Annotated in this window: 27 protein-coding genes and 1 pseudogene; 6 read left to right on the forward strand and 22 right to left on the reverse strand. The window is 34.6% G+C overall.

Annotation, left to right across the window (positions count from 1 at the left end):
* The first annotated feature begins 66 nt into the window (after nt 1-66).
* Both AB8S09_RS14160 and AB8S09_RS14165 read left to right on the forward strand, forming a co-directional pair.
* Nucleotides 67-342 carry a sigma factor-like helix-turn-helix DNA-binding protein gene (locus AB8S09_RS14160; protein WP_369869359.1) on the forward strand — a complete coding sequence of 92 codons (276 nt, stop codon included), beginning with the start codon at nt 67-69 and terminating at the stop codon, nt 340-342.
* Entirely contained in the window at nt 335-1,096 is a 762-nt protein-coding gene (locus AB8S09_RS14165; RefSeq protein WP_294184397.1) for a hypothetical protein, read from the forward strand. The genes AB8S09_RS14160 and AB8S09_RS14165 overlap by 8 nt, the downstream gene beginning before the upstream one ends.
* A 244-nt stretch (nt 1,097-1,340) precedes the next feature.
* Here the strand turns inward: AB8S09_RS14165 and AB8S09_RS14170 are convergent, their stop codons facing one another.
* The 6 genes from AB8S09_RS14170 to AB8S09_RS14195 all read right to left on the reverse strand — a co-directional run bounded on the left by AB8S09_RS14170 (nt 1,341) and on the right by AB8S09_RS14195 (nt 5,733).
* Nucleotides 1,341-2,369: a threonine aldolase family protein gene (locus tag AB8S09_RS14170; RefSeq protein ID WP_369869360.1), complete on the reverse strand. Its 1,029-nt coding sequence runs from the start codon at nt 2,367-2,369 to the stop codon at nt 1,341-1,343.
* Nucleotides 2,370-2,459: 90 nt separating this feature from the next.
* Nucleotides 2,460-3,368, reverse strand: coding sequence for an NADH:flavin oxidoreductase (locus AB8S09_RS14175; RefSeq protein ID WP_369869361.1), 909 nt, complete (start codon nt 3,366-3,368; stop codon nt 2,460-2,462).
* 17 nt (nt 3,369-3,385) lie between these two features.
* On the reverse strand, nt 3,386-3,538 hold the full coding sequence (locus tag AB8S09_RS14180) for an FAD/FMN-binding oxidoreductase (protein ID WP_369869362.1): 153 nt from the start codon (nt 3,536-3,538) through the stop codon (nt 3,386-3,388).
* 282 nt (nt 3,539-3,820) lie between these two features.
* Nucleotides 3,821-4,954, reverse strand: a complete 1,134-nt coding sequence (locus tag AB8S09_RS14185) for an epoxyqueuosine reductase (protein ID WP_369869363.1) — start codon at nt 4,952-4,954, stop codon at nt 3,821-3,823.
* Between the two features lie 65 nt (nt 4,955-5,019).
* Nucleotides 5,020-5,448 carry a MarR family winged helix-turn-helix transcriptional regulator gene (locus AB8S09_RS14190; protein WP_294184391.1) on the reverse strand — a complete coding sequence of 143 codons (429 nt, stop codon included), beginning with the start codon at nt 5,446-5,448 and terminating at the stop codon, nt 5,020-5,022.
* Nucleotides 5,449-5,574: 126 nt separating this feature from the next.
* Nucleotides 5,575-5,733, reverse strand: coding sequence for a hypothetical protein (locus AB8S09_RS14195; protein WP_294184390.1), 159 nt, complete (start codon nt 5,731-5,733; stop codon nt 5,575-5,577).
* Nucleotides 5,734-6,029: 296 nt separating this feature from the next.
* Here AB8S09_RS14195 and AB8S09_RS14200 point away from each other — a divergent pair, with 296 nt between their 5' ends.
* Complete coding sequence (locus AB8S09_RS14200) at nt 6,030-7,448, forward strand: aminotransferase-like domain-containing protein (protein WP_369869364.1); 1,419 nt, start codon at nt 6,030-6,032, stop codon at nt 7,446-7,448.
* Here the strand turns inward: AB8S09_RS14200 and AB8S09_RS14205 are convergent.
* The 6 genes and pseudogenes from AB8S09_RS14205 to AB8S09_RS14230 form a co-directional block, all read right to left on the reverse strand.
* Entirely contained in the window at nt 7,434-7,667 is a 234-nt protein-coding gene (locus AB8S09_RS14205; protein ID WP_369869365.1) for an enoyl-CoA hydratase-related protein, read from the reverse strand. The genes AB8S09_RS14200 and AB8S09_RS14205 overlap by 15 nt on opposite strands.
* A 37-nt stretch (nt 7,668-7,704) precedes the next feature.
* Nucleotides 7,705-8,397 (reverse strand): aspartate/glutamate racemase family protein, encoded by a 693-nt coding sequence (locus AB8S09_RS14210; protein WP_294184385.1) that lies wholly within the window; start codon nt 8,395-8,397, stop codon nt 7,705-7,707.
* A gap of 42 nt (nt 8,398-8,439) precedes the next feature.
* The gene (locus AB8S09_RS14215) at nt 8,440-8,646 is read right to left on the reverse strand and encodes a PhzF family phenazine biosynthesis protein (RefSeq protein WP_369869366.1); all 207 of its coding nucleotides are present in this window, start codon (nt 8,644-8,646) and stop codon (nt 8,440-8,442) included.
* Between the two features lie 14 nt (nt 8,647-8,660).
* The gene (locus AB8S09_RS14220; RefSeq protein ID WP_294184380.1) at nt 8,661-9,434 is read right to left on the reverse strand and encodes a PhzF family phenazine biosynthesis protein; all 774 of its coding nucleotides are present in this window, start codon (nt 9,432-9,434) and stop codon (nt 8,661-8,663) included.
* A 14-nt stretch (nt 9,435-9,448) separates the two neighbouring features.
* Nucleotides 9,449-9,727, reverse strand: a pseudogene (locus AB8S09_RS14225) (Rid family hydrolase); the annotation flags it as partial.
* 119 nt (nt 9,728-9,846) lie between these two features.
* On the reverse strand, nt 9,847-10,908 hold the full coding sequence (locus tag AB8S09_RS14230; RefSeq protein ID WP_369869368.1) for a M20 family metallopeptidase: 1,062 nt from the start codon (nt 10,906-10,908) through the stop codon (nt 9,847-9,849).
* 251 nt (nt 10,909-11,159) lie between these two features.
* On the opposite strand from AB8S09_RS14230, the gene AB8S09_RS14235 reads away from it, so the two are divergent.
* Complete coding sequence (locus tag AB8S09_RS14235; protein ID WP_294184376.1) at nt 11,160-11,303, forward strand: acyl-CoA dehydrogenase N-terminal domain-containing protein; 144 nt, start codon at nt 11,160-11,162, stop codon at nt 11,301-11,303.
* Between the two features lie 149 nt (nt 11,304-11,452).
* On the opposite strand, the gene AB8S09_RS14240 is transcribed toward AB8S09_RS14235, so the two are convergent.
* From AB8S09_RS14240 to AB8S09_RS14275, 8 genes are all read right to left on the reverse strand, one after another.
* Nucleotides 11,453-12,247 carry an ABC transporter permease subunit gene (locus AB8S09_RS14240; protein WP_294184419.1) on the reverse strand — a complete coding sequence of 265 codons (795 nt, stop codon included), beginning with the start codon at nt 12,245-12,247 and terminating at the stop codon, nt 11,453-11,455.
* A 16-nt stretch (nt 12,248-12,263) separates the two neighbouring features.
* Complete coding sequence (locus AB8S09_RS14245) at nt 12,264-13,157, reverse strand: ABC transporter ATP-binding protein (RefSeq protein ID WP_294184373.1); 894 nt, start codon at nt 13,155-13,157, stop codon at nt 12,264-12,266.
* Nucleotides 13,154-14,278 (reverse strand): helix-turn-helix domain-containing protein, encoded by a 1,125-nt coding sequence (locus AB8S09_RS14250; RefSeq protein ID WP_294184371.1) that lies wholly within the window; start codon nt 14,276-14,278, stop codon nt 13,154-13,156. Before AB8S09_RS14250 ends, AB8S09_RS14245 begins: the two co-directional genes overlap by 4 nt.
* Nucleotides 14,279-14,372: 94 nt before the next feature.
* A complete protein-coding gene (locus tag AB8S09_RS14255) occupies nt 14,373-14,921 on the reverse strand; it encodes a CDP-alcohol phosphatidyltransferase family protein (RefSeq protein WP_369869369.1) in 549 nt (182 codons plus the stop codon).
* A gap of 20 nt (nt 14,922-14,941) precedes the next feature.
* Entirely contained in the window at nt 14,942-15,289 is a 348-nt protein-coding gene (locus AB8S09_RS14260; RefSeq protein ID WP_294184367.1) for a VOC family protein, read from the reverse strand.
* 65 nt (nt 15,290-15,354) lie between these two features.
* On the reverse strand, nt 15,355-16,719 hold the full coding sequence (locus AB8S09_RS14265) for a HAMP domain-containing sensor histidine kinase (RefSeq protein ID WP_294184366.1): 1,365 nt from the start codon (nt 16,717-16,719) through the stop codon (nt 15,355-15,357).
* Nucleotides 16,709-17,404, reverse strand: coding sequence for a response regulator transcription factor (locus AB8S09_RS14270; protein ID WP_294184358.1), 696 nt, complete (start codon nt 17,402-17,404; stop codon nt 16,709-16,711). Before AB8S09_RS14270 ends, AB8S09_RS14265 begins: the two co-directional genes overlap by 11 nt.
* A 34-nt stretch (nt 17,405-17,438) precedes the next feature.
* Nucleotides 17,439-18,671 carry an ArnT family glycosyltransferase gene (locus AB8S09_RS14275; protein WP_369869370.1) on the reverse strand — a complete coding sequence of 411 codons (1,233 nt, stop codon included), beginning with the start codon at nt 18,669-18,671 and terminating at the stop codon, nt 17,439-17,441.
* A gap of 245 nt (nt 18,672-18,916) precedes the next feature.
* On the opposite strand from AB8S09_RS14275, the gene AB8S09_RS14280 reads away from it, so the two are divergent.
* Nucleotides 18,917-20,218 carry an alkaline phosphatase family protein gene (locus AB8S09_RS14280; protein ID WP_294184354.1) on the forward strand — a complete coding sequence of 434 codons (1,302 nt, stop codon included), beginning with the start codon at nt 18,917-18,919 and terminating at the stop codon, nt 20,216-20,218.
* A gap of 72 nt (nt 20,219-20,290) precedes the next feature.
* Here AB8S09_RS14280 and AB8S09_RS14285 read toward each other — a convergent pair whose 3' ends face one another.
* Entirely contained in the window at nt 20,291-21,121 is an 831-nt protein-coding gene (locus AB8S09_RS14285; protein ID WP_294184352.1) for a methyl-accepting chemotaxis protein, read from the reverse strand.
* 124 nt (nt 21,122-21,245) lie between these two features.
* Nucleotides 21,246-22,490 (reverse strand): HAD-IIA family hydrolase, encoded by a 1,245-nt coding sequence (locus tag AB8S09_RS14290; RefSeq protein ID WP_369869372.1) that lies wholly within the window; start codon nt 22,488-22,490, stop codon nt 21,246-21,248.
* 206 nt (nt 22,491-22,696) lie between these two features.
* On the opposite strand from AB8S09_RS14290, the gene AB8S09_RS14295 reads away from it, so the two are divergent.
* Nucleotides 22,697-23,635 (forward strand): G1 family glutamic endopeptidase, encoded by a 939-nt coding sequence (locus tag AB8S09_RS14295; protein ID WP_294184350.1) that lies wholly within the window; start codon nt 22,697-22,699, stop codon nt 23,633-23,635.
* Nucleotides 23,636-23,642: the final 7 nt, after the last annotated feature.

The following is a 23,642-nucleotide window of genomic DNA, read 5'->3' on the forward strand; positions in this document are numbered from 1 at the left end:
ACTTTCTCAATTTATTTTGTACTATTTTTATTCTAGCATCAAATACTTATAAATGAATGTTATAGTTTGATACGTAAAGAGTGTTCACAAGTACCTTACGAAGAATACTTTGAATCTGCCAAAGCTAAAGATAAAAAAGATTATAGTGAGTTATATATGGCTGTTCAGAATTTGCCGGAACATATTCGTATTACAATTGTTCTTTATTATGTAGAGGGATATTCAATAAAAGAAATTAAAGAAATTTTAGAAATACCTGCAGGAACTGTAAAAAGTAGATTGGCAAAAGGACGAAATTTATTGAAAATAAAGTTAGAAGATATGGAGGTAAATTATGAATAAGTATGATTGGAATAATGCCTTTCCGGATACACCTAAAAGTTTTAAAAATAAGGTAAGTGCAGCATTAAATAGTTTACCGGATAAAATGGAAAATGGGAAAATATATAAAAAAGGATCAATTAAGAAAAAAATTATAGTTGGATTAGTAGCTACTATGGTAATAGGAACAACTGTATTTGCTGCAGGAAAAGTAAGCTCTATAATTTCATCTTCAAGCAGTACACCAGCATATACTACTATACCTACAGCAGAACAAGTGAGGAAGGATTTAAAATTCAACCCTAAATTAGTCAATAAATTTGGCAATGGATATACTTTTGTAAATGGAGTTATTGTAAATAACAAAGGAATTGATAATAAAGGTAATTTTGCAGGGAAAACAAAATCACTTGATTTTACTTATGCAAAAGGAAATGATGAATTAAGTCTTTATATGGAAAATGGAAGGTTGGGTGAAAGATCAAAGGGAGCGACTGCTATTGCTAATTATAATGGTATAGATTTATATTATTATTCATATACCAACAAATTTGTACCATCAGATTATAAAATGACAGAACAGGATAAGAAGGATAAATTATCCGGTAAATATGTATTTAGTTATGGATCTGATTCTGATAAGGAAAAAATCTCTCAAGTTCAATGTTTAAATTGGATGCAGGATGGAATTAATTATTCTTTTTTAGGATCTGATTCTAATGTATCAAAAGATGACTTAGTTAAAATGGCGCAGCAGGTTATCAATACAAAATAAAAGCAAGATGAAGGGGAGTGCTGCAAAACTATTTTTTAAGATAGTTTTACAGCACTCTATTTTTATATATTCTGGAACTAAGTCAATAAAGTAGACACAAAAATTAGAAATTTAGTCTTATTCACTTATAGATGATCGGTATAAATAACAGCATCAGCAGTGTAGACGTAATTAACCTTCCAAATAATTAAATTGACTTCATTACTTTTTTTATTTTATCCAATCATGCACTCGTACCTATATTCTAAGATATGAAATTTTTCATATCTTCAATAAAAGCCAAAACACTATCTTCTTTGGTTGCCCAAGAAGTTACAAGTCGAATAACAGAATTATTGTCGTCAATTTTTTTCCAAATACAAAAAGAATATTTATCCTGAAGTTTTTTAATTAATTTATTAGGTATTATTGGAAATATCTGATTTGAAGATGAGTATGTAAAAAACTTATACCCCAATTTACTGATTCCGTTTTTCAATAAGTTAGCCATTTCATTAGAATGCTTTGCCAAATTAAAATATAAATTGTCTTTGAAAAGTTCTAAAAACTGTATTCCGAGAAGCCTTCCTTTCGCAAGCAGTGCCCCTTTCTGTTTAATATAGAATCGAAAATTCTCTTTAAGTGAATCTTTACAGATTACAAGGGCTTCTCCTATCAAAGCACCATTTTTAGTTCCTCCAATATAGAAAGAGTCAACTAACCTACCTAAATCAGAAAGTTCTATATCATTCTCTTCTGAACATAGAGCAGATCCTAAACGTGCACCATCTACATATAAAAGGAGTCCATTTTTTATACAAAACTTGCTCAATTGTTGTATTTCATTTTTAGTATAAATAGAACCCATTTCTGTAGGATCAGAAATATAAACTAGCCTAGGTTTTACCATATGTTCATCTCCATGTGTATTTAAAACTGGCTCAATACGTGATGGACTTAACTTACCATCATTTACTTTAATAGATATAACTTTGTGTCCTGTAGCTTCAATTGCCCCTGTCTCATGAACAAATATATGACCCGTATTGGCCGCAATAGCTGCTTCATAAGGTCTTAAAAAAGCAGAAATTGCAGTAAGATTTGTTTGTGTACCTCCAGAAAGCAAATGGATATCAATATCATTACGCTTAATTCTTTGTTTTAATAACTTAATCGCTTTTTTTGTATAATAATCTTCTCCATATACTTCAGTCTGTTTTAAATTTGATTCCATTAAAGCATTTAGTATTCTTGGGTGTGCTCCCTCGCTGTAGTCATTCTTAAAACTATACATTCATGATAAACCCCCTTTTAGATATCCTAATTATATATATTTTTGTCAAATTCCTTTTCTTTAATTAATATTGCATATATTGATAATATTTTAGCGATTAAAAATACAGACTGTTCCAGTACCACCGAAACACTTATTACAGGAAATGCACTTTGCTGGAGCAGTATCTTTTTTCCAGCGATTAATTAAATCACTTTCACAAATAAGCGGTCTGGAAAGAGAAATATACTCAACAGCAGTATTATTCAAAATTTTTGTCATGTCCCCAACGTCCCGGTTTCCACCAACCAATATGATCGGCGTTTTGATTTTCTGTGCAATTTCTGCAGCATATTTTTCGTAGTAGGATTTTTTTTCAGGTGGAATTTTACGGGCAAAGCCCTCATTTGGGCGTGATGAAAGGCTTCCACCGCTGATTTCAATTGCGTTTATTCCCATTTCTTCTAATTTGCGACATACATATTTACAATCTGAAAAAGTCATTCCCTGCTTCATAAAATCTTCGCTGTTAATTTTTATAAAAACCGGATAGCTCGAACCAACTCTATCCCGTATTGCTTGAAAAGTTTCCAATACCATTCTAAAACGATTTTCCCGATTGCCGGCATATTGATCTGTTCTGCGGTTATAATAAGGTGTTAAAAATTTACTTAACAAATAGCCATGTGCCGCATGTATCTGGATGCCATCGAACCCTGCTTCCTTAGCCCTATACGCTGCATCAGCAAAGGATTTTTGCACAAAGACGATTTCCTCCCTTGTCATTTCCTTCGGTGTATTTTTATAAGCTAGGTCTGCCACTGAACTTGGTCCCCACACTGCCTTGCCACTATTTGCGTCAACTGAAGTTTGTGAACCGATACAGGCAAGTTGCATGATAATATTGACATTGTATTGGTGAGCCATCTCAGTCAAAACTTGATATTCATCGATAAATGTATCATCATAGATCCCTGACTGTCCTGGATAAACATTCTCCAAATCACTTACAAAAGTCATTCCCGTGATAATTGTGCCTACTCCCCCTTTTGCCAAATTTTCATAAATTTTGTACAGTTTTTTGTCATATGTCCATTTTTATCAGCAAATCCATCGTAAGTTGCTGAACGAATAAATCTGTTCTTCAGTCTCATACCCGCTAATTCTGTTTTGTCAAATAAAGATTTCATTTGATTTCACTCCTTTTAAAATATTCTTATATATGAACCTCACACAAAACCAGCTCTCTGCAAAACCTTCGATGATATCTAATTTATTTCTGCTTATGTACTGATGCATTGTTTAGACGTCTTACCATCTTGTTAGATTTACATCATAATTTTTTAAAGAGTGTATTATGAGAAGATAACATTTTATTTTACCAATATCAACTTTAACAATTATCACAGAAAAACAATTTATAGAAGAAACTTCATACTCTCAACCCCCAAAATCAATAAGATCAAATTTGCCTATACACTGCAATTATTTAATGCAGAGATAATTTCTTGCTTTGTTGCAATAGATTGTTCTTCGTCCAACCTGTTTAGTAAAACCTGTTTTGCTTTTTTCCCTCCTATATGACCTATTGCCCACGCAACATGTATTCTCACCAGTTCATCTTCATTGTCCAATATTTTTGCCAATTCTGAAATCATCCCTGAATCACCGGTATTGCCTATGGCAACAGCTGCATTTCTTTTGAAATACTTATAATCTTCTATATAGTTGTACATAATTGGATAAACATTTTTTCTGTAAAAATCATCTGTGATATGCAGAAGATCAATAAGTGTAAAGTTTCTCGATATTTTTTCAAGAAATTGATCTTTTGGAAATTGAGACTTTAGCTTTTTTCTATTTCTGGGACATGCTTCTTGACACAAATCACAGCCATGCACACGTGTTCCCATTTTTTCTCGTATTCCTTCGGGAATTACAGTAGGGATATTATTTTTTTCCTGCCTCATCCAGGCATTAAATCCCAAACATTTATATGGATTTAGTTTAAAAGGCTCATATATAGCAGCTGTAGGACATGCAGCCATACACGCCCTGCAATTTTGAGGACACTGGCAATTCATTGTAGGTTGATCATAATCCAGCTTCTGATCAATTACAATTGTATAGATTATAATAAAAGAACCAACCCCATTAACATAAGCAAAATTATTTTTCCCAAAAGTTGTAACCCCGGCTTTTGCAGATGCCCACCGAGCTGGAACATTTATATTTGTATTGACTTTACATCCCTTTGAAACTAAAAATTTTTCCATGAGTTTAACTCTAGCACCGTTAATACTATTCTCTAAAGGATGATATGATCTCGATAGATAAGCCCGTCCAATTTTTTCCGTCAAAGTTTTCGGAAAGTCTTTCTGAAAATAATCCCATGCAAGGACTATTATAGATTTTGCCTCAGGCATAAATACTTTGGGAATAGCACCTTTCATCGGACCTTGTGGTTGCCTAATCAAAAAATCATAGGTTTCATTTCTTGATTTCAATATTTCCACATAGTCAGCTACTGCATCTATTGAAATGCACCCAACTCCACAATACCCCAAATCTAACGCATAATTCTTGATTTCCTCAGTAAATGACATATAAATTCCCCCTCTATAATCGTGTATATACACGATTTGATTAAAAATTTTCATATATCTATTAATCACAGTTCTTCTATTTTTTCTAGAAATTTTATGAGCAATTTTAAATTTTTGGAACCTAATTTTAATTCAACAGCTTTTTGAGCTTTCTCCCATAAAGGAATACTTATCTCTAAAGCTTGTATACCTTGTGGCGTGACCTGAATTTGACGATTTCTGGATCCTTCGGGGGAAATGTCTTCAACATAATTTTTTTGGAAAAGCGGCCTGATAGTACGTACTAATGTAGTCCTTTCCAGTCCAACGTATTCAGCTAGTTCACTTGTACTGCATACACCCAATCTTTTAAGATTCCTCAATAGGCAAAATTGATTTACTGTAAGTCCACTAGGCTTCATAATATTATCATAGTATTCAGTAATTGCATTTGAAGCTCTTCTTAAATTTATACAATTGCATTTGCTTTTCACACGTTTTATTTTTTCTCTCATGATATATCTCCATTTATTACTAAAAATAGTGTATGTACACTATTTTGATAGTAACATGATCACTTAATATTGTCAAAGATCTTTAGCTAAAAAATAATATTTTATTACTATAATAAACGTATATCATCAGCCTATACTACTTTTGCCTTTACAGAACAATGCAATGAATTCTGCATTGGTTATTTTATTTTCATATATAACTGCATCAATTGCATTTGAGATACTGCAATCATCTCTTAAACAAATTTCTTCCGCTTTTTTTAAAAACTCTGATTTCGTCATCATATTCACCTCCTGAAATTTATTAATATTTATAATAATTGCTATATTTATTTTTAATTAGTTTTGCATGTATTTAAACCTGATTCAAATATACTCTAATTTTTTGTGCTGAATTACTTTTAGACATTGTACAAATATAACTAGGAGTATCTCCAAGATTTGTGATTTAATAAGATAAAAGTTACTATCTGCATCTGTTTCAGTTTGCACATAATACATACATTAGTAAAAGTATAGCATTGTAATTATATGCTTTCAATGCTATACTTGTATGTAATACAATTACAGGAGGCTCTACTATGCCAATAAATTCTTTTGAAAATTATCCAATGTCATGGAAACCCAATAAAACTCAACTTAAAACACCAATATACCTTTCCATTGCAAATCTGCTGGAATATGATATTGTAAACGGATACCTCGCCCCAAACACAAAATTGCCACCTCAGCGAGAGCTGGCGGATTATCTGGATATTAACCTCAGCACCATAACAAGGGCATTTAAAATATGTGAGCTAAAAGGATTAATTTATGGTACAACCGGAAGAGGGACTTTTGTTTCACCAAATGCAGGTTCGATAATTTCAATATCAGACTGCAGAACAGAAAAAAGCTACATAGAAATGGGGATTATAAAACCCTTCGACCAAAACAATTCACTTGTTGTAAATACAGCAAAGAGCGTTTTATCAAAGGGATATGCAGAAAAATTATTAGACTACACTTATCCGCTGGGTACCCCCTATCACAAAAGCGCTGCTAAAAAATGGCTTAAAAAATATAACATAGATGCAGACATTGAGAATATTGCAATTACATCAGGTGCTCAAAATGCCCTTGCAGTTATCTTGATTTCTCTTTTTCATTCAGGAGATAAAATTGCAGTTGACGTATACACATACCCTAATTTTATTGAACTGGCAAATATGCTTGATATTCAATTGATTCCAATAAAGGGAGACAATGTAGGAATGAAACCTGAAGAACTGGATGCACAATGCAAGCTGAACAACATACAAGGTATATATCTCATGCCTTCTTGTAGCAACCCTACCGGAACTTTAATGAACATGGAACGCAAACAGGAACTTGCAGAAATCATAAAAAAAAATAACCTTCTCTTAATAGAAGATGACATTTATTATTTCCTCAATCCTGAAAATTATATTTCCATTACTTCTTTTGTACCCGAACAATCCATTTATATCAACAGTATTTCCAAGTCCCTGTGTTCTGGAATACGAGTAGCTTTTATAGTATACCCCGGAAAATATTCTGAAAATATAACGCGTGGAATATACAATATAAATTTAAAGACTTCTGCATTAAATGTAGAAATTATCGCTGAAATGATCAATACCGGTATAGCAGACCAAATAGTTGAAGATAAAATATCTGCTTCAAAAGAACGGAATCAAATCTATAAAAGGTATTTCAAAATAGAAAATTCAAACGAAAACCCTGTGAGTTTATTCCGCTGGCTTCCACTAAAACAGAAGTTTAATGCAAATCAATTTGAAAAAGATGCCCTGGAACAGGGGATTCATATTTATCATTCAGATCGTTTCTTAGTTGGAAATTATAAGGAAAAACAATTTTTACGTGTAGCATTATCATCTGCCAATAATTCTGATGAATTGGGAAAAGGTTTAGCTATATTAAAAAATATCCTGTCGGGAAAAACTGATAAAACAAATATAAATTCACTGATAATATAGGAAATTTTGAAAAATACACTTCGCTGCGTCAGTCTCCATTTTCAAAAATTCTTCAAAATCATTAAATGAGGTTTGATATAACATGTCCTTCATGTATGAATAAGCTATCGAAGGCCCGCATGCAAGTTTTTTCGCTAATTTCATAGTTGCTTCCTCTAGTTTATCCACTGTTGTAACTTGATAAACTATACCTAATTCTTTTGCTTCTTGTGTAGTCACAATTCTCAATTCTGAAGCTTTATTAACCCTATAGGATCTAACCTACAATCATATTAATAAGCGTCTGAATATGGATCTGCATTGTATCCAAACAATCTACCGGTGTTCTAACCCCTTTAAACAACAAAGGCAATTCAGTACAACCTAAAACAATTGCCTGTATTCCATTTTCGTCTTTCATTCTCTGCACAATTTTCAGAAATGACGATAAAGTTTCTTCCTTGACAATACCTAATTCTAACTCTTGTGAAATTTTTTGATTAACAAATCTCTTTTCTTCATCATTTGGTATTACTACTTCTATATTATTATTTTCGAATGGCTTTTTAAAAAATTCTCCATCCATAGTAAAGATTGTCCCCAGTAATCCTACTTTAGATATATTGCGTCGCTTTGTCTCATCACAGGTGGCCTGAATAATACTTATGATGGGAATAGATGAACGCTCCTGCAACTCGTCAAAAACAATATGTGGTGTATTACCAGTTAAAGCTATAAAATCCACTCCGCTGGCTTTCAAATTATTGATTGCACTCATTAAATAATTGACGAGTGCTTCATATTCTTTTCTGTCACACATACCAAGAACATCAAAAACATTCAAGCTCTCAATAGTTAAATTAGGGAAAAAATTTCCCCCAACCTTGCTTTGAACTCCATATACAATATCATGATAATATGGGATTGTTGATTCTGGCCCTATTCCGCCAATTAAACCTAGTTTTTTCATGTCTATGCCCCCTCCATAAATTCCCAACTTAACAAATATAATTTAGTTTTCCCAATAAATTTGTCCATAAATAACAATCTTGATTATGCTCTGTATAATTCCACTGTCACATTTTTGAACCAAATAAGTTATATTTTGGAGTTTTATACCATGTTTCAGTGCGGCGAAGGCGGAACCAATAGTTGTATGCCCTGCAAAAGGCAGCTCGTGATGAGGTGTAAAAATTCTCAACCGAGAATTCCCAGTCATAAATTCAAAATACATTAGAAATTAATATCTGCAGTGGAATATAAAGCTGCTTTGCCGCTCATTTTTACTCTTTCTCCCTGATATTCACAATATAATATGCCGCCTCTCGGTGAAGCCTGGTAGGCAACTAGGTTATTCTTTCCCGACCTTTTAGCCCAGAACGGAATAATATGGCAGTGTCCTGAACCGCATACCGGATCTTCTGGTACATTACATTTTGGTGCAAATGATCTGGATACACAATCGAACTCTTTACCTTTGGCTGTAACATGTAAAAGTAGTCCATCCAGTGTATTTACCTTCTCCTGATTCGGATTTAGATTTCTGACTTCTTCTTCAGATTCAAGAACACAGAGCAGATCCCTACCCATATATGCTTCTAGAGGTCTGACCCCTATGGCTTCAGTCATCGCTTCAGTTACGTCTACTTTTTTTAAATCATATGATGGAAAGTCCATTTTAAGAAGATCACCTTTTTTTACAACTAATAAAAGTCCGCTGAGTGTCTGAAAATGAACTTCTGTTACTTCAGGCTCAATAAACCTGGTTATAATGTATGCTGTTGCAAGAGTAGCATGTCCGCATAAGTCAATTTCGCCGCCGGGAGTGAACCACCTTAATTTATAATCTGATCCTTCTTTTACTGCAAAAGCTGTCTCCGACAGACAATTTTCTCTTGTTATCTTCATCATAATTTCATCAGGAAGCCATTTATTCATAACACATACTGCTGCAGGGTTTCCCCCAAATACCTTGTCTGAAAAAGCATCTACTATATATTGTCTCATTTTAATTTCCTCCTTTAATCTCCTAAATAGGCAATTGCCTCAACTTCGCATAAAACACCAAGTGGGAGTTGTTTTACTGCAACACAAGTTCTGTCCGGCTTTTCAGTGAAATACTTTGCATACACTGCATTAAATGCACTGAAATAAGACATATCTGCAAGAAAGCAAGTTGTCTTAATTACTTTTGTAAAATCTGTTCCAGCTGCTTTGAATAGCTCACCTAAGTTTTTTATGGCCTGTTCCGCTTGTGCTTTAATGTCTCCTTCAACTACGGAACCATCTTCAGGCCTCATTCCTCCCTGTCTCCATTTTTGTCTTTATCAATAAAACTTTTCTGCATATAATACATACATTAGTAAAATTATAGCATTGAAATTATATGCTTTCAATGCTATAATTGTATGTAATACAATTACTGGTTATTTTTTATAAAATCCATAAGAATTTGTTCATATAAGTATACTGAGTCTATAATCACAAATTCATCATCACCATGCCAGTTCTTTCCTATAGGTCCAAATTCTACAGAAGGTACATTATATTTTGAATAAAACCTAGTATCTGCAGAACCATGCTGGCCAAATATCTCAGATTTACCATTAGTTATCCTGCTAATTGATTTCTTCAATTTTTTTACATTCATATCATCAATCTTGGTTTTTACAGCATCTCCTCTAGAATGAACATTTACTTCAACACCAGCAGACTCTTTAATTTGTCTTATTATTTCTTTAGGATCTTGCTCCGGCAGAAATCTTATATCGAGATACATTTTACAATAGTCAGGTACCTTATTATAAACATCTCCACCTTCAATTTTAGATAAATTAACGGATGGACAACTATAAAATTCAGATTTTTCTTTAGTAAAAGGTAAACTTGTAATTGTTTTATAAGCTTCATAGGCTTTAACTATGGCATTATCTCCCTGCCAGGGTCTGCTGCCGTGAGCGGATTTTCCGATAAACTCTAAATAAATCTGCAATATACCTTTTGCTTGTATACCTATTCCTAATTGAGTAGGCTCTCCACAAATCACAAAATCTCCCACAAAACCATTATCAGCTAGATATTTCGAACAATTAAAGCCTCCAGTTTCCTCATCTGTAACTAATTGAAGCTGAACTTGGCAGGTCAAGCTTTTATTCTTGAGCTTTAGTATTGTACTAAGCATAGCTGCAGCCCCAGATTTCATGTCAGCACTACCTCTTCCATAGAGCCTTCCATCTTCAATATAGGGCATAAACTGCTTATTTTTTCCAAGGACAACATCCAGATGTCCATTTAATATTATTCTCTTATGCCCATTTCCAATAGTGCATATTAAAATTTTAAATCCATCATTCTCAATTATTTCAGTCTTTAATCCACTTGATGATAATATGTTATTGCAAAAATTTACGGCATCATTTGCTCCCTCTAAATTTGAACTATCAATTTTAATAAGTTCCTTTGTAATTTCTATACAATCCATTTATAAAACCTCCCAGCAATATTTATTTTAACTCGTATTTAATAAGGCCTGTACTGGAATATTGTATTACATACAATTATTCGATTGACTGCATACATTTTCATATATACAATAAGCCTTAAAAAGTACAGAATAGTCTAACATGTTATTTTTCTATAAACACAAATATTTTAAATATAGTATTCTTTTGCTGTTAACATTTACTCAAATGATATCAATATAAAACAATAAAATTTTAAGGGGGATTAAAAATGACTTCAAGACTGATGCCAAAAATTTACCACGATTCAATTATGACAGATGAAACACAACAAATCAGAATGGAAGTTAGAGATTTTGTTAACAAAGAGGTGTTGCCTGTCGCTCATGAAATTGGAAAAGAATTTATGCGTTAATTTTATTAATAGAATATGCCTGTGAGTATCTTCAAGGTTATATAAATTTATAGTATTAAATCATAAATAAATCTTGGAGATACCGCTATTTCTGTAAAAGCAGCGGCCAGAGACACCACATTCAGTTGGCAATATTATCTAATATGGATTTAAATCAGCTCTTCAGGAACAAATTTGGAGGAAATTTTCTTTATAAGTAGGTAGTCAATTATCATCAGAATTCCGCCTCCTGCAAGCATTATAGCTTTGTTTAGCAAAAGTACCCCTGTCATCTGGCCCACCAGTAAAATAATTACCGGGATGAGAAGAAAGCCGCTCACCTGCTGTGCTTCCTGAAAAGTTTCCGATTTTGCAGATACCATGACAGTAAATGTCAATGACAATAAATTGACTGCAGGTGTAATCCAGAATATGATTATGAGCCATTTTACATCCGGGAAAATAAGTTTTCCAAAATAGATGAAGCCGCCTACATCAAATATTATGCCAAAAACTACAAATGAAATAAAGGTAATTATGTAAGATGGCACAAAGACACCTAAAATCTTGGCCCTTAGCAGCTGTTCCATTGATATTGGAGTATAAAGCAGGGATTCCATGGTCTTGTGTTCTTTTTCTCCCACAAAACTGCTGGCTCCGATAACTCCTGAACACATTATCGGAATTATAAGGAAATATGACGAAAACATAAAATTCAGCGATACCATTATCAAAAGCTGAGCAGGGGTATATGCACTATATTCCGAAGGCAGCTTTTTCAAAAGAGGAGCCATTTTTGTGAAAGTACTTGAATCACTTCCAATAAAATTTGCACCGATAAGTACTGCAAAAGGTATGATTACAATCAGGACAACGGGCACAATAGTCATGGGAATAAAAACACGCTTTGAACTTGTTATTTCATTTATATCTTTGCATATCAATGCTTTTTCGCTCTTATTTATCATTTTTCCAGTCACCTCAAATTATATATTTAAAGTACAGCTGTTCCAAGGACCATTTTTTCTGTATTGCCTCATAGATTTCCCCACCGTTTGCTAGTACATTTTTTATTAGAGTATTTGCATCTTCATCTCCTGAAATAGACTTAATGTATATGCCATTGCCTTCATAAACAAACCCGGATTTTCTTGAAATATTTTTTCCCCTTATTTTCAATTGAAGAGCTGCATTTTTTCTTGAAGCAAGTTCCTCAAATGTGCCCAGTCCAAGGACATGCCCATTATTTATAAAACCATACAGCGTACAAATATCTTCAGCATATTTTAACTGATGGGTGCAGAGAAATATTGTAACCTTGTTTTCTTCGGCAAGTTCTTTTATGAGCTTCGTAACATTGAGTGCATTTTCCGGATCAAGACCGGAAGTGGGTTCGTCAAGGAACAAAATCTCAGGATTGTGAACCAGTGCTACAGCCAGTGAAACTCTCTTTCTCATTCCTGTACTGAAAGATTTCACTTTCTTATCCCCTACATCTGACAGCTCCAGCCTCTTTAATATAAAGTCCACCCGTTTGTCAAGCAGTTTTTCATCCATCTCATGCATTTTTCCGAAGAATATAAGATTCTGCCTGGCAGTAAGATTTTCGTAACAGGAGGCGCTTTCGGTCATAACTCCGCACAACCTATGGATTTCAATATTATTTTCTCCCACAGGCATCCCCAAAATCTCAGCATGCCCCGATGTTGCAGAAAGAACCCCGTTTAAAATTCTGACTGTAGTGGTCTTCCCTGATCCATTCGGACCGAGAAAACCGAATATTTCACCTTTGGGTATGCTCAAACTCACATTGTTTAAAACATTGACTTTTCCGTCATAGGACTTTTTAAGATCTTCTATATTTACAGCATTCATTTGTCTGTCTCACCCAATTTCTCTTTCAATTTTTCAATAAGCAAATTGTACCGTTTATCCCCTTTCAAGGATGCAAATGCAGGATTTTCAGCAGCTGTATCAACAAAATTTTTCTTGACCGTTGTCTCGTCTACAGGAATATTCGTTCCAATGCAGTTATTATCCTCAAACCATTCAGCCACCCGGTTAAAATATTCATTTCCTTTGAAGCTCAATGGAAACTGAACTTTGCAGGCAGTATCCACATATCGCTCCAAGGCATCTACAGCCTCTTCCTTTTTTTGTTCCGACAAATACCCCTGGGCTGCAGTGATATGAATTCTAAAAACATCATTTGTCAAAATATCCTTGAGCTTAAAAGAATCGATAATCTGAAGTCCCTGAAAATATATCTTCTCGAATAAAACCGGCTTATCCATATTAAGAGAAAGATAATTGTTTAAAAGTGTCAGTGTGTTTATTACATTGTTGAAAAGAAGTATCTGATTCACAAGCTTTGCCTGGTCAGTCTTCCCCTGCATCCTATATGCATTGACAAGTATGACGTCATCCCCGCTGTATGGAGCTAGCTCGCCGCCCAGCAGTCGGATAACTTCTTCACTGTTTCCCAATGCCATCTCTGCAATTGCTTCCTTGGTATTTGCATCTTTTATGTCAGAAATGCTGCCTGATTCTTCTTTTACTCTCATGCACAGCATTATACACCGCTGAAAAATCTGCTTTTTTACTGCCATATTTTTTGCCAGGATGGAATAATTCAATAGAAGTTGAATCATGGAAAGCAGGAAGGGAAAACAGGAATAATACTTTTTTATCAGTTTGCCGCACTTATCCAACACTTCATCAAAAGACTTAACAGTAAATTCATGCGAGAGTTTATTGTAGATTTTTTTTATGTCTTTCTTTGTAAGCTGTGGAGAATATCCCAGCAATTCATCTACTGAAATGTTAAAATAAGATGCAAGCTCAGGAAGAAGTAAAATATCTGGGTAGCACAGTCCGGATTCCCACTTGGAGACAGATGCTTTGGAAACTCCAATATAATCCGCCAGCTGCTCCTGCGTTATTCCCTTCTTTTTTCTCATCTGAACAATACATTTTCCTATATTCAGCACTTTCATATAACCACCCCCAATAAATAGTTTACGTGTTCGTATCTTTGCTGTAAATGGATTTGCAGTTGACTTTAGTAGAAAAAGTTAACCTCAGGGAAACTTAATTCCATTCGAAACACTCTTTTATTCTCAGGTATGAAGACAGTACTCCCAGTATCAAAATTATGTACAATAAAAAATTTACCGTGCAGGAAAATCTGCTGTAACATATTATGCCTGGAACGATAAAAAACATAGCTGATACAATTCTTCCCAGTTTATCAAAAATAAAAGGATGCGCCGATACTTCGTCACATTTTCTTATAAAATTTGATGTATATAAAAATTCTATAAATTTCAAGCAGACAAATACCAAAAACCACAAAGGCATTATCCGTAAAATTACCAAAGTCACATAAGATGAAACTATAAAAAATAGATCTGCAAAAATATCCAATTTAGCACCCATTCTTGAAGTACAATTGGATTTTCTCGCAATATAGCCATCAATAAGATCCGACAAGCATATTAAAAAAAATATAATTGCAATGCTGAGAATTTTTTCCTGTCCATACCTAAATTGCTTCAAAACATTTGATACGAATAAAGCAGACATGATTATTCTCGATGCCGTAATGATGTTTGGTATAAATTTGAGTATTCTTTGCACTTTGAGCTAACCCCTCCATTTTATTCTCTCATATTTTCAACTATCTGAATTTCAACTCCATCTGGATCTTCTATAAAGAAAAACCTAACTTTCGGTGAGGGTGAAACAGGTCCTTTCTTTATGGCAACAGCCTTATCCAGTGATTTCACTTCAAATCCAATAGAAATTCCCCTGCTTTGAATTTTTGAATTATTATTTTCACTGCATATCAATTCAATTTTAGGACCGTATTTTTCTCCAACCATGGCAATATTTACTCCCGGATTAGGGCTAAATCTCCTGAAAATTTTGATTCCCAGCAGTCCGTTGTAAAATTTCAAAGATTCCTCCATATTTTTTACATTTAATGTTATCCAGCAAAAATCCATATTATCTCCTCCTTAAAAATATCGCATAACGCCAGAATAACTTGTATATAGAAAAATGTCAAGCGTCAGATCAAATCCAGGTTGTTTCTCAATTTCACATATATTATAAAGGAATTATCCCCGTTTTCCGCCCATACCTCTCCTCTATGCAGCTTTACAATATTTTCGACTATGGCAAGCCCAAGGCCTGAATTATTTTCATGGGAATTTCTCGACTTATCACCCATATAGAATCTTTCAAATATCTTTTTCATTTGCCCATTTGACAGATTCTGAGCAGGTTCATTTTCAAAACTCACTTCTGTATTCTCTTCATCTGAAGTTATATAAATGTATACACAGCTGTTTTTTTTACTGTACTTTATGGCATTGGATAATATATTCTGAAAAACTCTGCTCATAAGGTAGGGATCAACATCTAATTTCAGCTCCGCCATATTGTATTTTTTCACAAGTTCAATTTCCGATTTATCCGCCAGAATGGACATCTCCCCTATGATCTGTTCTATGATCTCAACAATATTTACATTGTGTATTTCAGGTTTCACTTCACCGCTTTCCAATTTTGAATACTGAAACAGGTTGTCTATCAAAAGCTTGAGTTTTTCTGCCCTCTCCAGAGATTTTTCACTGTAAATTTTTTTGTCTTTTGCAGAAGTGCTTTTGTCATCTAACAGATACAGATAGCCAATCAGAGAAGTGAGAGGCGTCCTCAAATCATGTGACATGTTAGTTATCAGTTCATTTTTAAACCTTTGAAGAGATTTTTCACGATCAATCATATTTTTCAGATTAAAGGACATCTCATTTATTTTTTCTGCCAGAATTCCCAGTTCATCACTGCCTCTTTTCTCAAGTTTGCAGTCCAAATTTTCCTGGGAAATTTTTACTATGCCTCTGCAGATATATTTTATATACCCAACTTTTCTATAAGACCAGAAATAAATAATTCCAAGTGAGATCACAATTGGAAATGCTATTACAAATATGTGTTTGAATATTTTATGGTAGTTTCCTGGAACTTTCCACGTAACAAGTACGTATTTATTTCCTGATATATTCAAATCATATAATTCACGTACTGTTTTTCCAGTATGGGAGTTCAAATCCATATAACTGTCTTTTACCCCATTTGATCTAAGAACTACATTGCCCTTCAGATCAGCAACTGCTATATTTACATTATTCAATTTTGCAAGATCGTCTATATAATAATTATTTTGAGGATCAGTGGACTTAACATATCTTACAACCTGCACATAAGTATCATTTGATGCATTGATAAAATTCTGGGTGTTACTTTTATCAGAAATTATGATTTGGACAGAAACAGTTATTCCAATTACAAGCACTATAAAACTGAACATGTTGATCATAATAAGTTCCCTTGATATGCTTTTAGGGAAAAATTCCTTTATTTTACTTATCAATTCTATAACCTACTCCCCAGACCACTTTTATATATTTGGGTTTTCCCGGATTTATCTCTATTTTTTCTCTTATATTCCTTATGTGAACTGCCACCGTATTCTTGGAATTGTAAAAAGGTTCACTCCACACATTTTCATATATAGTTTCCGTACTGAGTACTCTTCCCCTGTTTTCAGCAAGCACCTTCAAAATAGAAAACTCAATTGGAGTAAGCTCAACTGAATTTTCTCCGACAAACACCTCATGCGATTCAGTATCTATTGTAAGGTCATCTATAACAATTTTATTTTTCTCCCGGAGTTTGCCGCTATTGAAATCCGAATATCTCCTGATTTGAGATCTTACCCTGGCCACCAGTTCCAGCGGGTTGAAGGGTTTGGTAACATAATCGTCAGCACCTATATCAAGACCCAGTATCTTGCTGCTTGGATCATCTTTCGCAGAAAGCATTATTATGGGTATTTTTTTCTCTTTTCTAATTTCAAGACAGGTATGCAGTCCATCCAGCCCCGGCATCATTATATCCAATATTATCAAATCCACATCCTGTTTTTTCAGCTTTTCTATTGCCGATCTTCCGTCACAGGCAGTAATTACTTCAAATTTGTCATTCTGCAGATAAATTTTTATTATATCCAGAATGTCCTCGTCATCGTCTACTACCAGCACACTATGTCCCTTCATACAAATGTCCCCCTTGATTTTATTATAACATGTTCTATAATTTTACGTTTTTTACAGATCTGACAAAATTGGTTCTTTCCATAAAGCAGGAGAAAAGGTAAACCAATGTAAATGTACAGGGAAATGAATAGCGGGGCTGACCTTCGGAAACAAAATACACAACGGCAAACATGTAAAAGCAAATAAGATTGTATATTAAGTATCGATCCACAGGCTTCTTATTAAAAAATTTTTTAATCACTATTACGCTGTATACAGCAATCATGATCAGTGCAGGAATAAACACCAGATATCTTGCAGCATAGGCATAAAATGAAAATATGAATTTGAAAACGGGGTTTATGTTTGCACCGTTGAAACTGTAGTCTATTTCACTAAAACCAATATAGGTAATAAAAAGTCGTTTGAACCCGAGCTGAACAAATTTTGCAGGATGTGACCCTATCCATTTTCGTGCCGCACTGGAAAGCATCCTGTTTTTCTCCGTGGCATTTGCATTTATATACTCGGTCTTTTTTACAATGGAATCGTGCACATTTCTGGCATCCATCCACATGCCGTATTTATTTTGGGAATTATTATTTACATAAAGTACTATTCCACTATTATTGGATATAAATGTGAACTGTCCTAAAAGCTTGGTATTTCTATACAGCCACGGTGATATGGCTATGGCACTTATTATAAATACGGTGATTGAATGTTTCAATACCACCCAAAACTTCATTTTGAGACACAATTCAACCATAAAGATCAGAAATGGAAAAACTATGAAAAATGGTTTCACCATGGCACCTGCAGCTGTCAATATGCCAATCAGGATATACTTGTATCTGACATCATAAAAGTACAGGAATGTCATTAGAAGCAGTATGGTAGTAAACAGTATTTCCACCGCCAGAACACTATTGTAAAATATATTGCTGGGGAAGGCAACAAATAAGCCGTATATGAATCTACGCTTCTTTTCAGCAAGGTCTGCTTTTTTCAGTATTTTATAAAAAAGTATGTAGTTTATAAATGTAAGTGTTAAATTAAAGATTTTTGCTGATACCAAACTGCTGCCAAAAATTTTATATACAAACCCCAGCACAATAGGATATCCCACAGAAGTATAGGTATCACCCCAGGGCCCTCCAAGTGCTATCTGTCTTGCCAGTCCATCATAATAGGCAAAATCTGAAAATGGCTGTGTGTTTACAAAAATCACCCAGAGTACGCTAATTAAAATTCCAAGAAAGGCAGCTTTTCTGTAATATTTTTCCATAATAATCCTCCTCTTGATTTTCATCTCAAGTTCTATTTTAAAAAATTTTTTTAAAGAATTAACTATAAAACATATGAAGATTTTATAAAGATTACAAGACCATACTGCTATTATATATTATATATTATATTTATAAATTGCATTATTAATATTTCTTAATAAATATGCAATACAATTATAACGTACAAGTGATATAGTAAAATTGTTAGTATCCAAAAATCATTATTATCAGGAGGAATTTCTGGATGGAAAGACTTACAAAGCACTTATATATAATATCCTTCGACGGACTTTCTACTTTAGATTTTGACTATATTTCTTCCCTGCCTAATTTTAAAAGATTTCTCTCCCGGGCTTCTTACTGTAAAAATGTATATAGTGTTTATCCCTCTTTGACCTATCCAGCCCACACCAGTATTGTGACAGGAAAATACCCTAAAAATCACGGAATAGTGAACAATACCCTGCTGCAGCCAAACAGAAAATCACCGGATTGGTACTGGAGTAGAAAATATATAAAGGGAAGTACTATATATGATCTGGCAATAGATCGGGGAATGACAGTGGCAGCTCTCCTTTGGCCGGTTACAGCAAATTCCAGAATACAATACAATATGCCGGAGGTCTTTGCCAATAGATCCTGGCAGAATCAAGCCACCGTATCCATGTTAAACGGGAGCCCCCTATTTCAATTTCAGCTGAATCGAAAATTCGGTTTTATAAGAAATGGTATAAAAGAACCTGAATTAGATGATTTTACCCATCAGTCATTTTTATACACTATAAAAAATAAAAAAACCGACATAGTATTTGTCCACTACTCTGATCTTGACTCCATGCGGCACTGCAGCGGATTTTATTCCAAAGAGGCAAAAGATGCACTCCTAAGGCATGATAAAAGGCTCGGCGAAATAATAGATGTTCTAAAGGAAAATGATATAAAAGACAGTACAGTAATAATTTTAGGTGATCACAGCAGTATGGACGAGGACAAGATTATAGACTTGAATGTACTGCTGAAAAACAAAGGATACATTGACGTAGATAAAAAAGGAAAAATAAAAAGCTACCAGGCAATAGCAAAAAATTGTGACGGATGTGCCTATATTTATTTAAAAAATAGAGATGATAAATTATTGGCAGATGAAGTCTATTCCCTAATATATAATTTCAACAGAAAAATTCAATGCATTGAAAAAATATACAGGAAAGATGCTGTAATAAGGTTGGGAGCCGATCCCAACTGTACCTTCATGCTTGAAGCAAAAAAAGGATTTTATTTTCTGGACGATATAGATCAGGACATCATAAGACACATAAAACCAGGGGAAGAAGACAGATTTCACAATATTACAAGGGCCACCCACGGATATTTGCCCTATAGGAAAAATTATACAACAGTTTTTATGGCGAGGGGTAAGGGAATAAAAAATGGAGCAGTTATAGACAGCATGAACCTTGTTGATGAAGGACCAACTATAGCAAAATTACTGGGAATCGAGCTAAAAGACGCTGACGGAAAAATTATAAACGAGATATTGGAATAAAGAAAAAGCGTACCAGAATTTATACAAGCTGGTACGCTTCATTTTATTATATATTATATATATGAGGGCTTTTCATATGGCATTATGAAGTTTCGAATCAGTTAATTCTTTCAGTACGCCGGAATTATGTGCTATCTCCTGAATAGAGGCAGAAATTTCTTCAAAAGCTGCCGCCTGACTTTCAAAAGATTTATTGGATTCCTTTATTTTGCTGTTGATGAGTTGAACAGATTTAGTTATGTTATCCAGTATTTCTCTTATGCGCTTTGTAGATTCAGAGCTCCTGTTGGATAACTTCCTTATTTCCTGTGCGACTACATTAAAGCCCCGTCCCTCTTCGCCTGCCCTGGCGGCTTCTATGGCGGCATTTAGTCCCAGAAGATTTGTTTGACTTGATACTTCATCTATGATTTTTATGATTTCATTGGTGCCTTTCATGTTTTCATCCGTCTTGGACAGTTCAGAAATCACATTATTATTATTTTCCGTTTCAGATTGGACACTGGCGGTGCACTCTTCTATAGCAGCCGATATACTTTCAAGTGATTCAGAAAGTTCCTTGGTTAGATCTCCAATTTTCTTATTCATTTCAAAATTCTTTGCCAGCAGGAAAGTTCCGACAATCTCATTATTTTTGTTTTTTATTGGGATCACATATACCATAAATGGTATCCCCTCACCTTTTTCATTCATGTATTTTATCAGAGATTTACCCTCCTTGACTACCTGGGCGGCATATTCCGGAAGGGGATCACCTTCATGTAATTTCACCGGCAGTTTATCATTTTCCTTGAACTTCAAGATCTTTTCCGTGTCAGTAAGGGCAACAGACACTTGTTCATCAAAAAAATCCGGCAAATAATCCAATGTGGCCTTAGCAAACTCTACATATTTTTCATCCAAATTAAACATCTCCTACTTATAAAATAATTATTACATACTCATACCGCATACAATCGAAATATACAACCATATATTAGATTCTTCATAATTATATTATCGGCAAAGTTCCGGATAACATAACCTTTTAACGTACATAGGAACCTTTTTCTTTATGAATGGCGTCCCTGAGCCAAGTTGGATGCATCGGCAAAAGGTTTTTAGGCAGATGGCTGAGATCAAAATAATTCACATCCAGTGTCTCTTCACCTCTTTTAATTAACTTTCCCCCTACAGTTTCACATTCAAAACAAGTTGTAATAAAGTGATCTATCTTACCGTCAGGATAAGAGAAAACCTGTGAAATCGGATCGGAATAAATTCCAATCAAACGGTTTATCTTTACTTTTAAACCGGTTTCTTCCCTGATTTCCCTGACAATTGCCTCTTCTACCGTTTCTCCGGGTTCCACATGACCTGAAGGAATTCCCCACAATCCATTATCCACACGTCTCATAAGAAGTACTTTTCTTGATTTATCAAATATGACGCCTGCAACACCTGCCTTGACACCATCATTCGGCCATGGAAAGTGAGGCAAAATCCACTTCCGTACTGTTACATCATCGTCAAACAGTCCTTTTAAATTCGGAATAGCAGCATCTGGATTACGGAAATCTCTGGCTGAAGGGAATTTATTCGCTTTCCCTTCAGATATTAAGACAGCTGATATTCCCGTCTGATGGGCTCCTAAAATATCACTAAAATAGTTGTCCCCTATCATTATTGTTTTGGAGGATGCCTTTAAATCTTCAAGAGCTTTTCTAAACATATATGGATAGGGTTTTCCTATAATTATAGGTTTCTTTTCCGACGCCGTCCAAACAGCCTTCACAATTGCCCCGGCTGCTGGAAGCAGACCCTTTTTACCTGGAAAATTTCTATCGATATTTGTCCCAATAAATTTTGCACCGTTATCAATCAATTGTACTGCCTTTTTAATATCCCCAAAACACAGTGAATCGTCCCACCCAACTACAACCGCCTCTGCGTTAATTATACTGTCAATTTCAATACCTGCCTGTTTGCATTCCCATTTTAAATTCTCATCTCCAAGGATAAATGCAGTTTTTATATTCTCCCTTTCTAGATACTGGGCCGTCACCTGGCCCGCAGTAATTATCTCTTCAATATGTGCCTCTATCCCAATTTTTTTCAGACGTTCTACCATTTTTTTCTGCGTCGTGCAGGGATTGTTTGTCAAAAATCTAATTGTCTTTCCCATTTCACGAAGGATCTTAAGGGATTCCACTGCTCCCGGAAGAGGACTACCCTCTATGTAAATGACCCCATCCAAATCAAATAAAAACACATCAAATTTATCAGCTATCACGGTAACTCCTCCTTCAAAATTTATTCTCATCCATTGAGTCTTATATCCATCATTAAATTTATTATAGCATAATCCCGCAGTATCATATTCATTCAAAAAAATTTACAATATGGCAATATTATTAACACGGTTTTGTAATATGCCAGCGAGAAACTATAAATAGTAAATAAATTTGATATAAATATAAAGGGAGGGAAAACCATCTAATGAAGAATATTTTAAAAAGGCTGCAGATCCTGCTGCTGGCATTATTTATGATATTGGGAAGTGTACCCGGTCCTGTAATTGCAAAAGAACAATTCAACAATGGTATTACAATCCATTCGATTCAGGACTACCAGCAGCGCGGTGCTGTAAATACCGCGAATCTTCCATCCAATACTGAAAAATCCGGTAATTGGGCAGGATATATATCTGTACCTATGTCTAAAGGCAGCAGCTATACAAGTATTTCCGGAAGTTGGACAGTACCTGGAATTTCAAGCAGCAGGCAAAGTGCTTCAGCTGCACAGTGGATAGGTCTTGGAGGGGTAAATTCTGAAGATCTTCTCCAGATTGGAACTATAGAGGAAATAAAAAATGGACAACCTACTGCAGAAGTTTTCTGGGAAAAGCTTCCGTATGCTGCTCAAAATATACTGAGCATTCCCATGGGATCAGTCATTAATGTAAGTATATCCAAAGTTTCAGATTCCACATGGAATTTAACATTTACTGCAGCTGAACCCGATGGTAAGGTAGAAACTAAGACCATATCCACAGAACTCGATTCTTCCTATGAACAGGGAATTGGTACATCGGCAGAATGGATAAGCGAAGATCCTTCTAACCAGTACAACCAGCTGCTTCCATTGGCAAATACCGATACGGTAAAATATCAATCGGCCAAAGTCAATGAAAACTCTTTGAAAAATTCCAGCAACAACGTCCATCCTGTTGCCATGATATCAGGCAGTGGAAACATCGCGATCTATCCTTCTGAAATTGGCACAGACGGCGAATCATTTACCACAACTACCAATTCAAGCTATAACAATAACGCTCAAAATTTCAGACGCAGATCTATTGATTTTCCAAGGCATATTTCTAGACACCCAGGTGGTTATCCTAATTTCAGACAACCATCGTCAGCAGTTGGCTATTAATATTCTG

It is taken from the genome of Clostridium lapidicellarium (assembly GCF_041224415.1).
Taxonomy (GTDB): Bacteria; Bacillota; Clostridia; order Clostridiales; family Clostridiaceae; genus Clostridium_B; species Clostridium_B lapidicellarium.

Excerpts from the sequence above, each read along its gene's own strand:
- AB8S09_RS14260 (WP_294184367.1), bottom strand. The coding sequence starts at position 15,289 with ATGGATTTTTGCTGGATAACATTAAATGTAAAAAATATGGAGGAATCT.
- AB8S09_RS14170 (WP_369869360.1), bottom strand. The coding sequence starts at position 2,369 with ATGTATAGTTTTAAGAATGACTACAGCGAGGGAGCACACCCAAGAATA.
- AB8S09_RS14250 (WP_294184371.1), bottom strand. The coding sequence starts at position 14,278 with ATGAAAGTGCTGAATATAGGAAAATGTATTGTTCAGATGAGAAAAAAG.
- AB8S09_RS14275 (WP_369869370.1), bottom strand. The coding sequence starts at position 18,671 with ATGGAAAAATATTACAGAAAAGCTGCCTTTCTTGGAATTTTAATTAGC.
- AB8S09_RS14175 (WP_369869361.1), bottom strand. The coding sequence starts at position 3,368 with ATGACTTTTGTAAGTGATTTGGAGAATGTTTATCCAGGACAGTCAGGG.
- AB8S09_RS14245 (WP_294184373.1), bottom strand. The coding sequence starts at position 13,157 with ATGAATGCTGTAAATATAGAAGATCTTAAAAAGTCCTATGACGGAAAA.
- AB8S09_RS14295 (WP_294184350.1), top strand. The coding sequence starts at position 22,697 with ATGAAGAATATTTTAAAAAGGCTGCAGATCCTGCTGCTGGCATTATTT.
- AB8S09_RS14215 (WP_369869366.1), bottom strand. The coding sequence starts at position 8,646 with ATGACTGGGAATTCTCGGTTGAGAATTTTTACACCTCATCACGAGCTG.
- AB8S09_RS14185 (WP_369869363.1), bottom strand. The coding sequence starts at position 4,954 with ATGTCATTTACTGAGGAAATCAAGAATTATGCGTTAGATTTGGGGTAT.
- AB8S09_RS14195 (WP_294184390.1), bottom strand. The coding sequence starts at position 5,733 with ATGATGACGAAATCAGAGTTTTTAAAAAAAGCGGAAGAAATTTGTTTA.
- AB8S09_RS14210 (WP_294184385.1), bottom strand. The coding sequence starts at position 8,397 with ATGAAAAAACTAGGTTTAATTGGCGGAATAGGGCCAGAATCAACAATC.
- AB8S09_RS14200 (WP_369869364.1), top strand. The coding sequence starts at position 6,030 with ATGCCAATAAATTCTTTTGAAAATTATCCAATGTCATGGAAACCCAAT.
- AB8S09_RS14165 (WP_294184397.1), top strand. The coding sequence starts at position 335 with ATGAATAAGTATGATTGGAATAATGCCTTTCCGGATACACCTAAAAGT.
- AB8S09_RS14220 (WP_294184380.1), bottom strand. The coding sequence starts at position 9,434 with ATGAGACAATATATAGTAGATGCTTTTTCAGACAAGGTATTTGGGGGA.
- AB8S09_RS14190 (WP_294184391.1), bottom strand. The coding sequence starts at position 5,448 with ATGAGAGAAAAAATAAAACGTGTGAAAAGCAAATGCAATTGTATAAAT.
- AB8S09_RS14280 (WP_294184354.1), top strand. The coding sequence starts at position 18,917 with ATGGAAAGACTTACAAAGCACTTATATATAATATCCTTCGACGGACTT.
- AB8S09_RS14235 (WP_294184376.1), top strand. The coding sequence starts at position 11,160 with ATGACTTCAAGACTGATGCCAAAAATTTACCACGATTCAATTATGACA.
- AB8S09_RS14230 (WP_369869368.1), bottom strand. The coding sequence starts at position 10,908 with ATGGATTGTATAGAAATTACAAAGGAACTTATTAAAATTGATAGTTCA.
- AB8S09_RS14180 (WP_369869362.1), bottom strand. The coding sequence starts at position 3,538 with ATGAAATCTTTATTTGACAAAACAGAATTAGCGGGTATGAGACTGAAG.
- AB8S09_RS14270 (WP_294184358.1), bottom strand. The coding sequence starts at position 17,404 with ATGAAGGGACATAGTGTGCTGGTAGTAGACGATGACGAGGACATTCTG.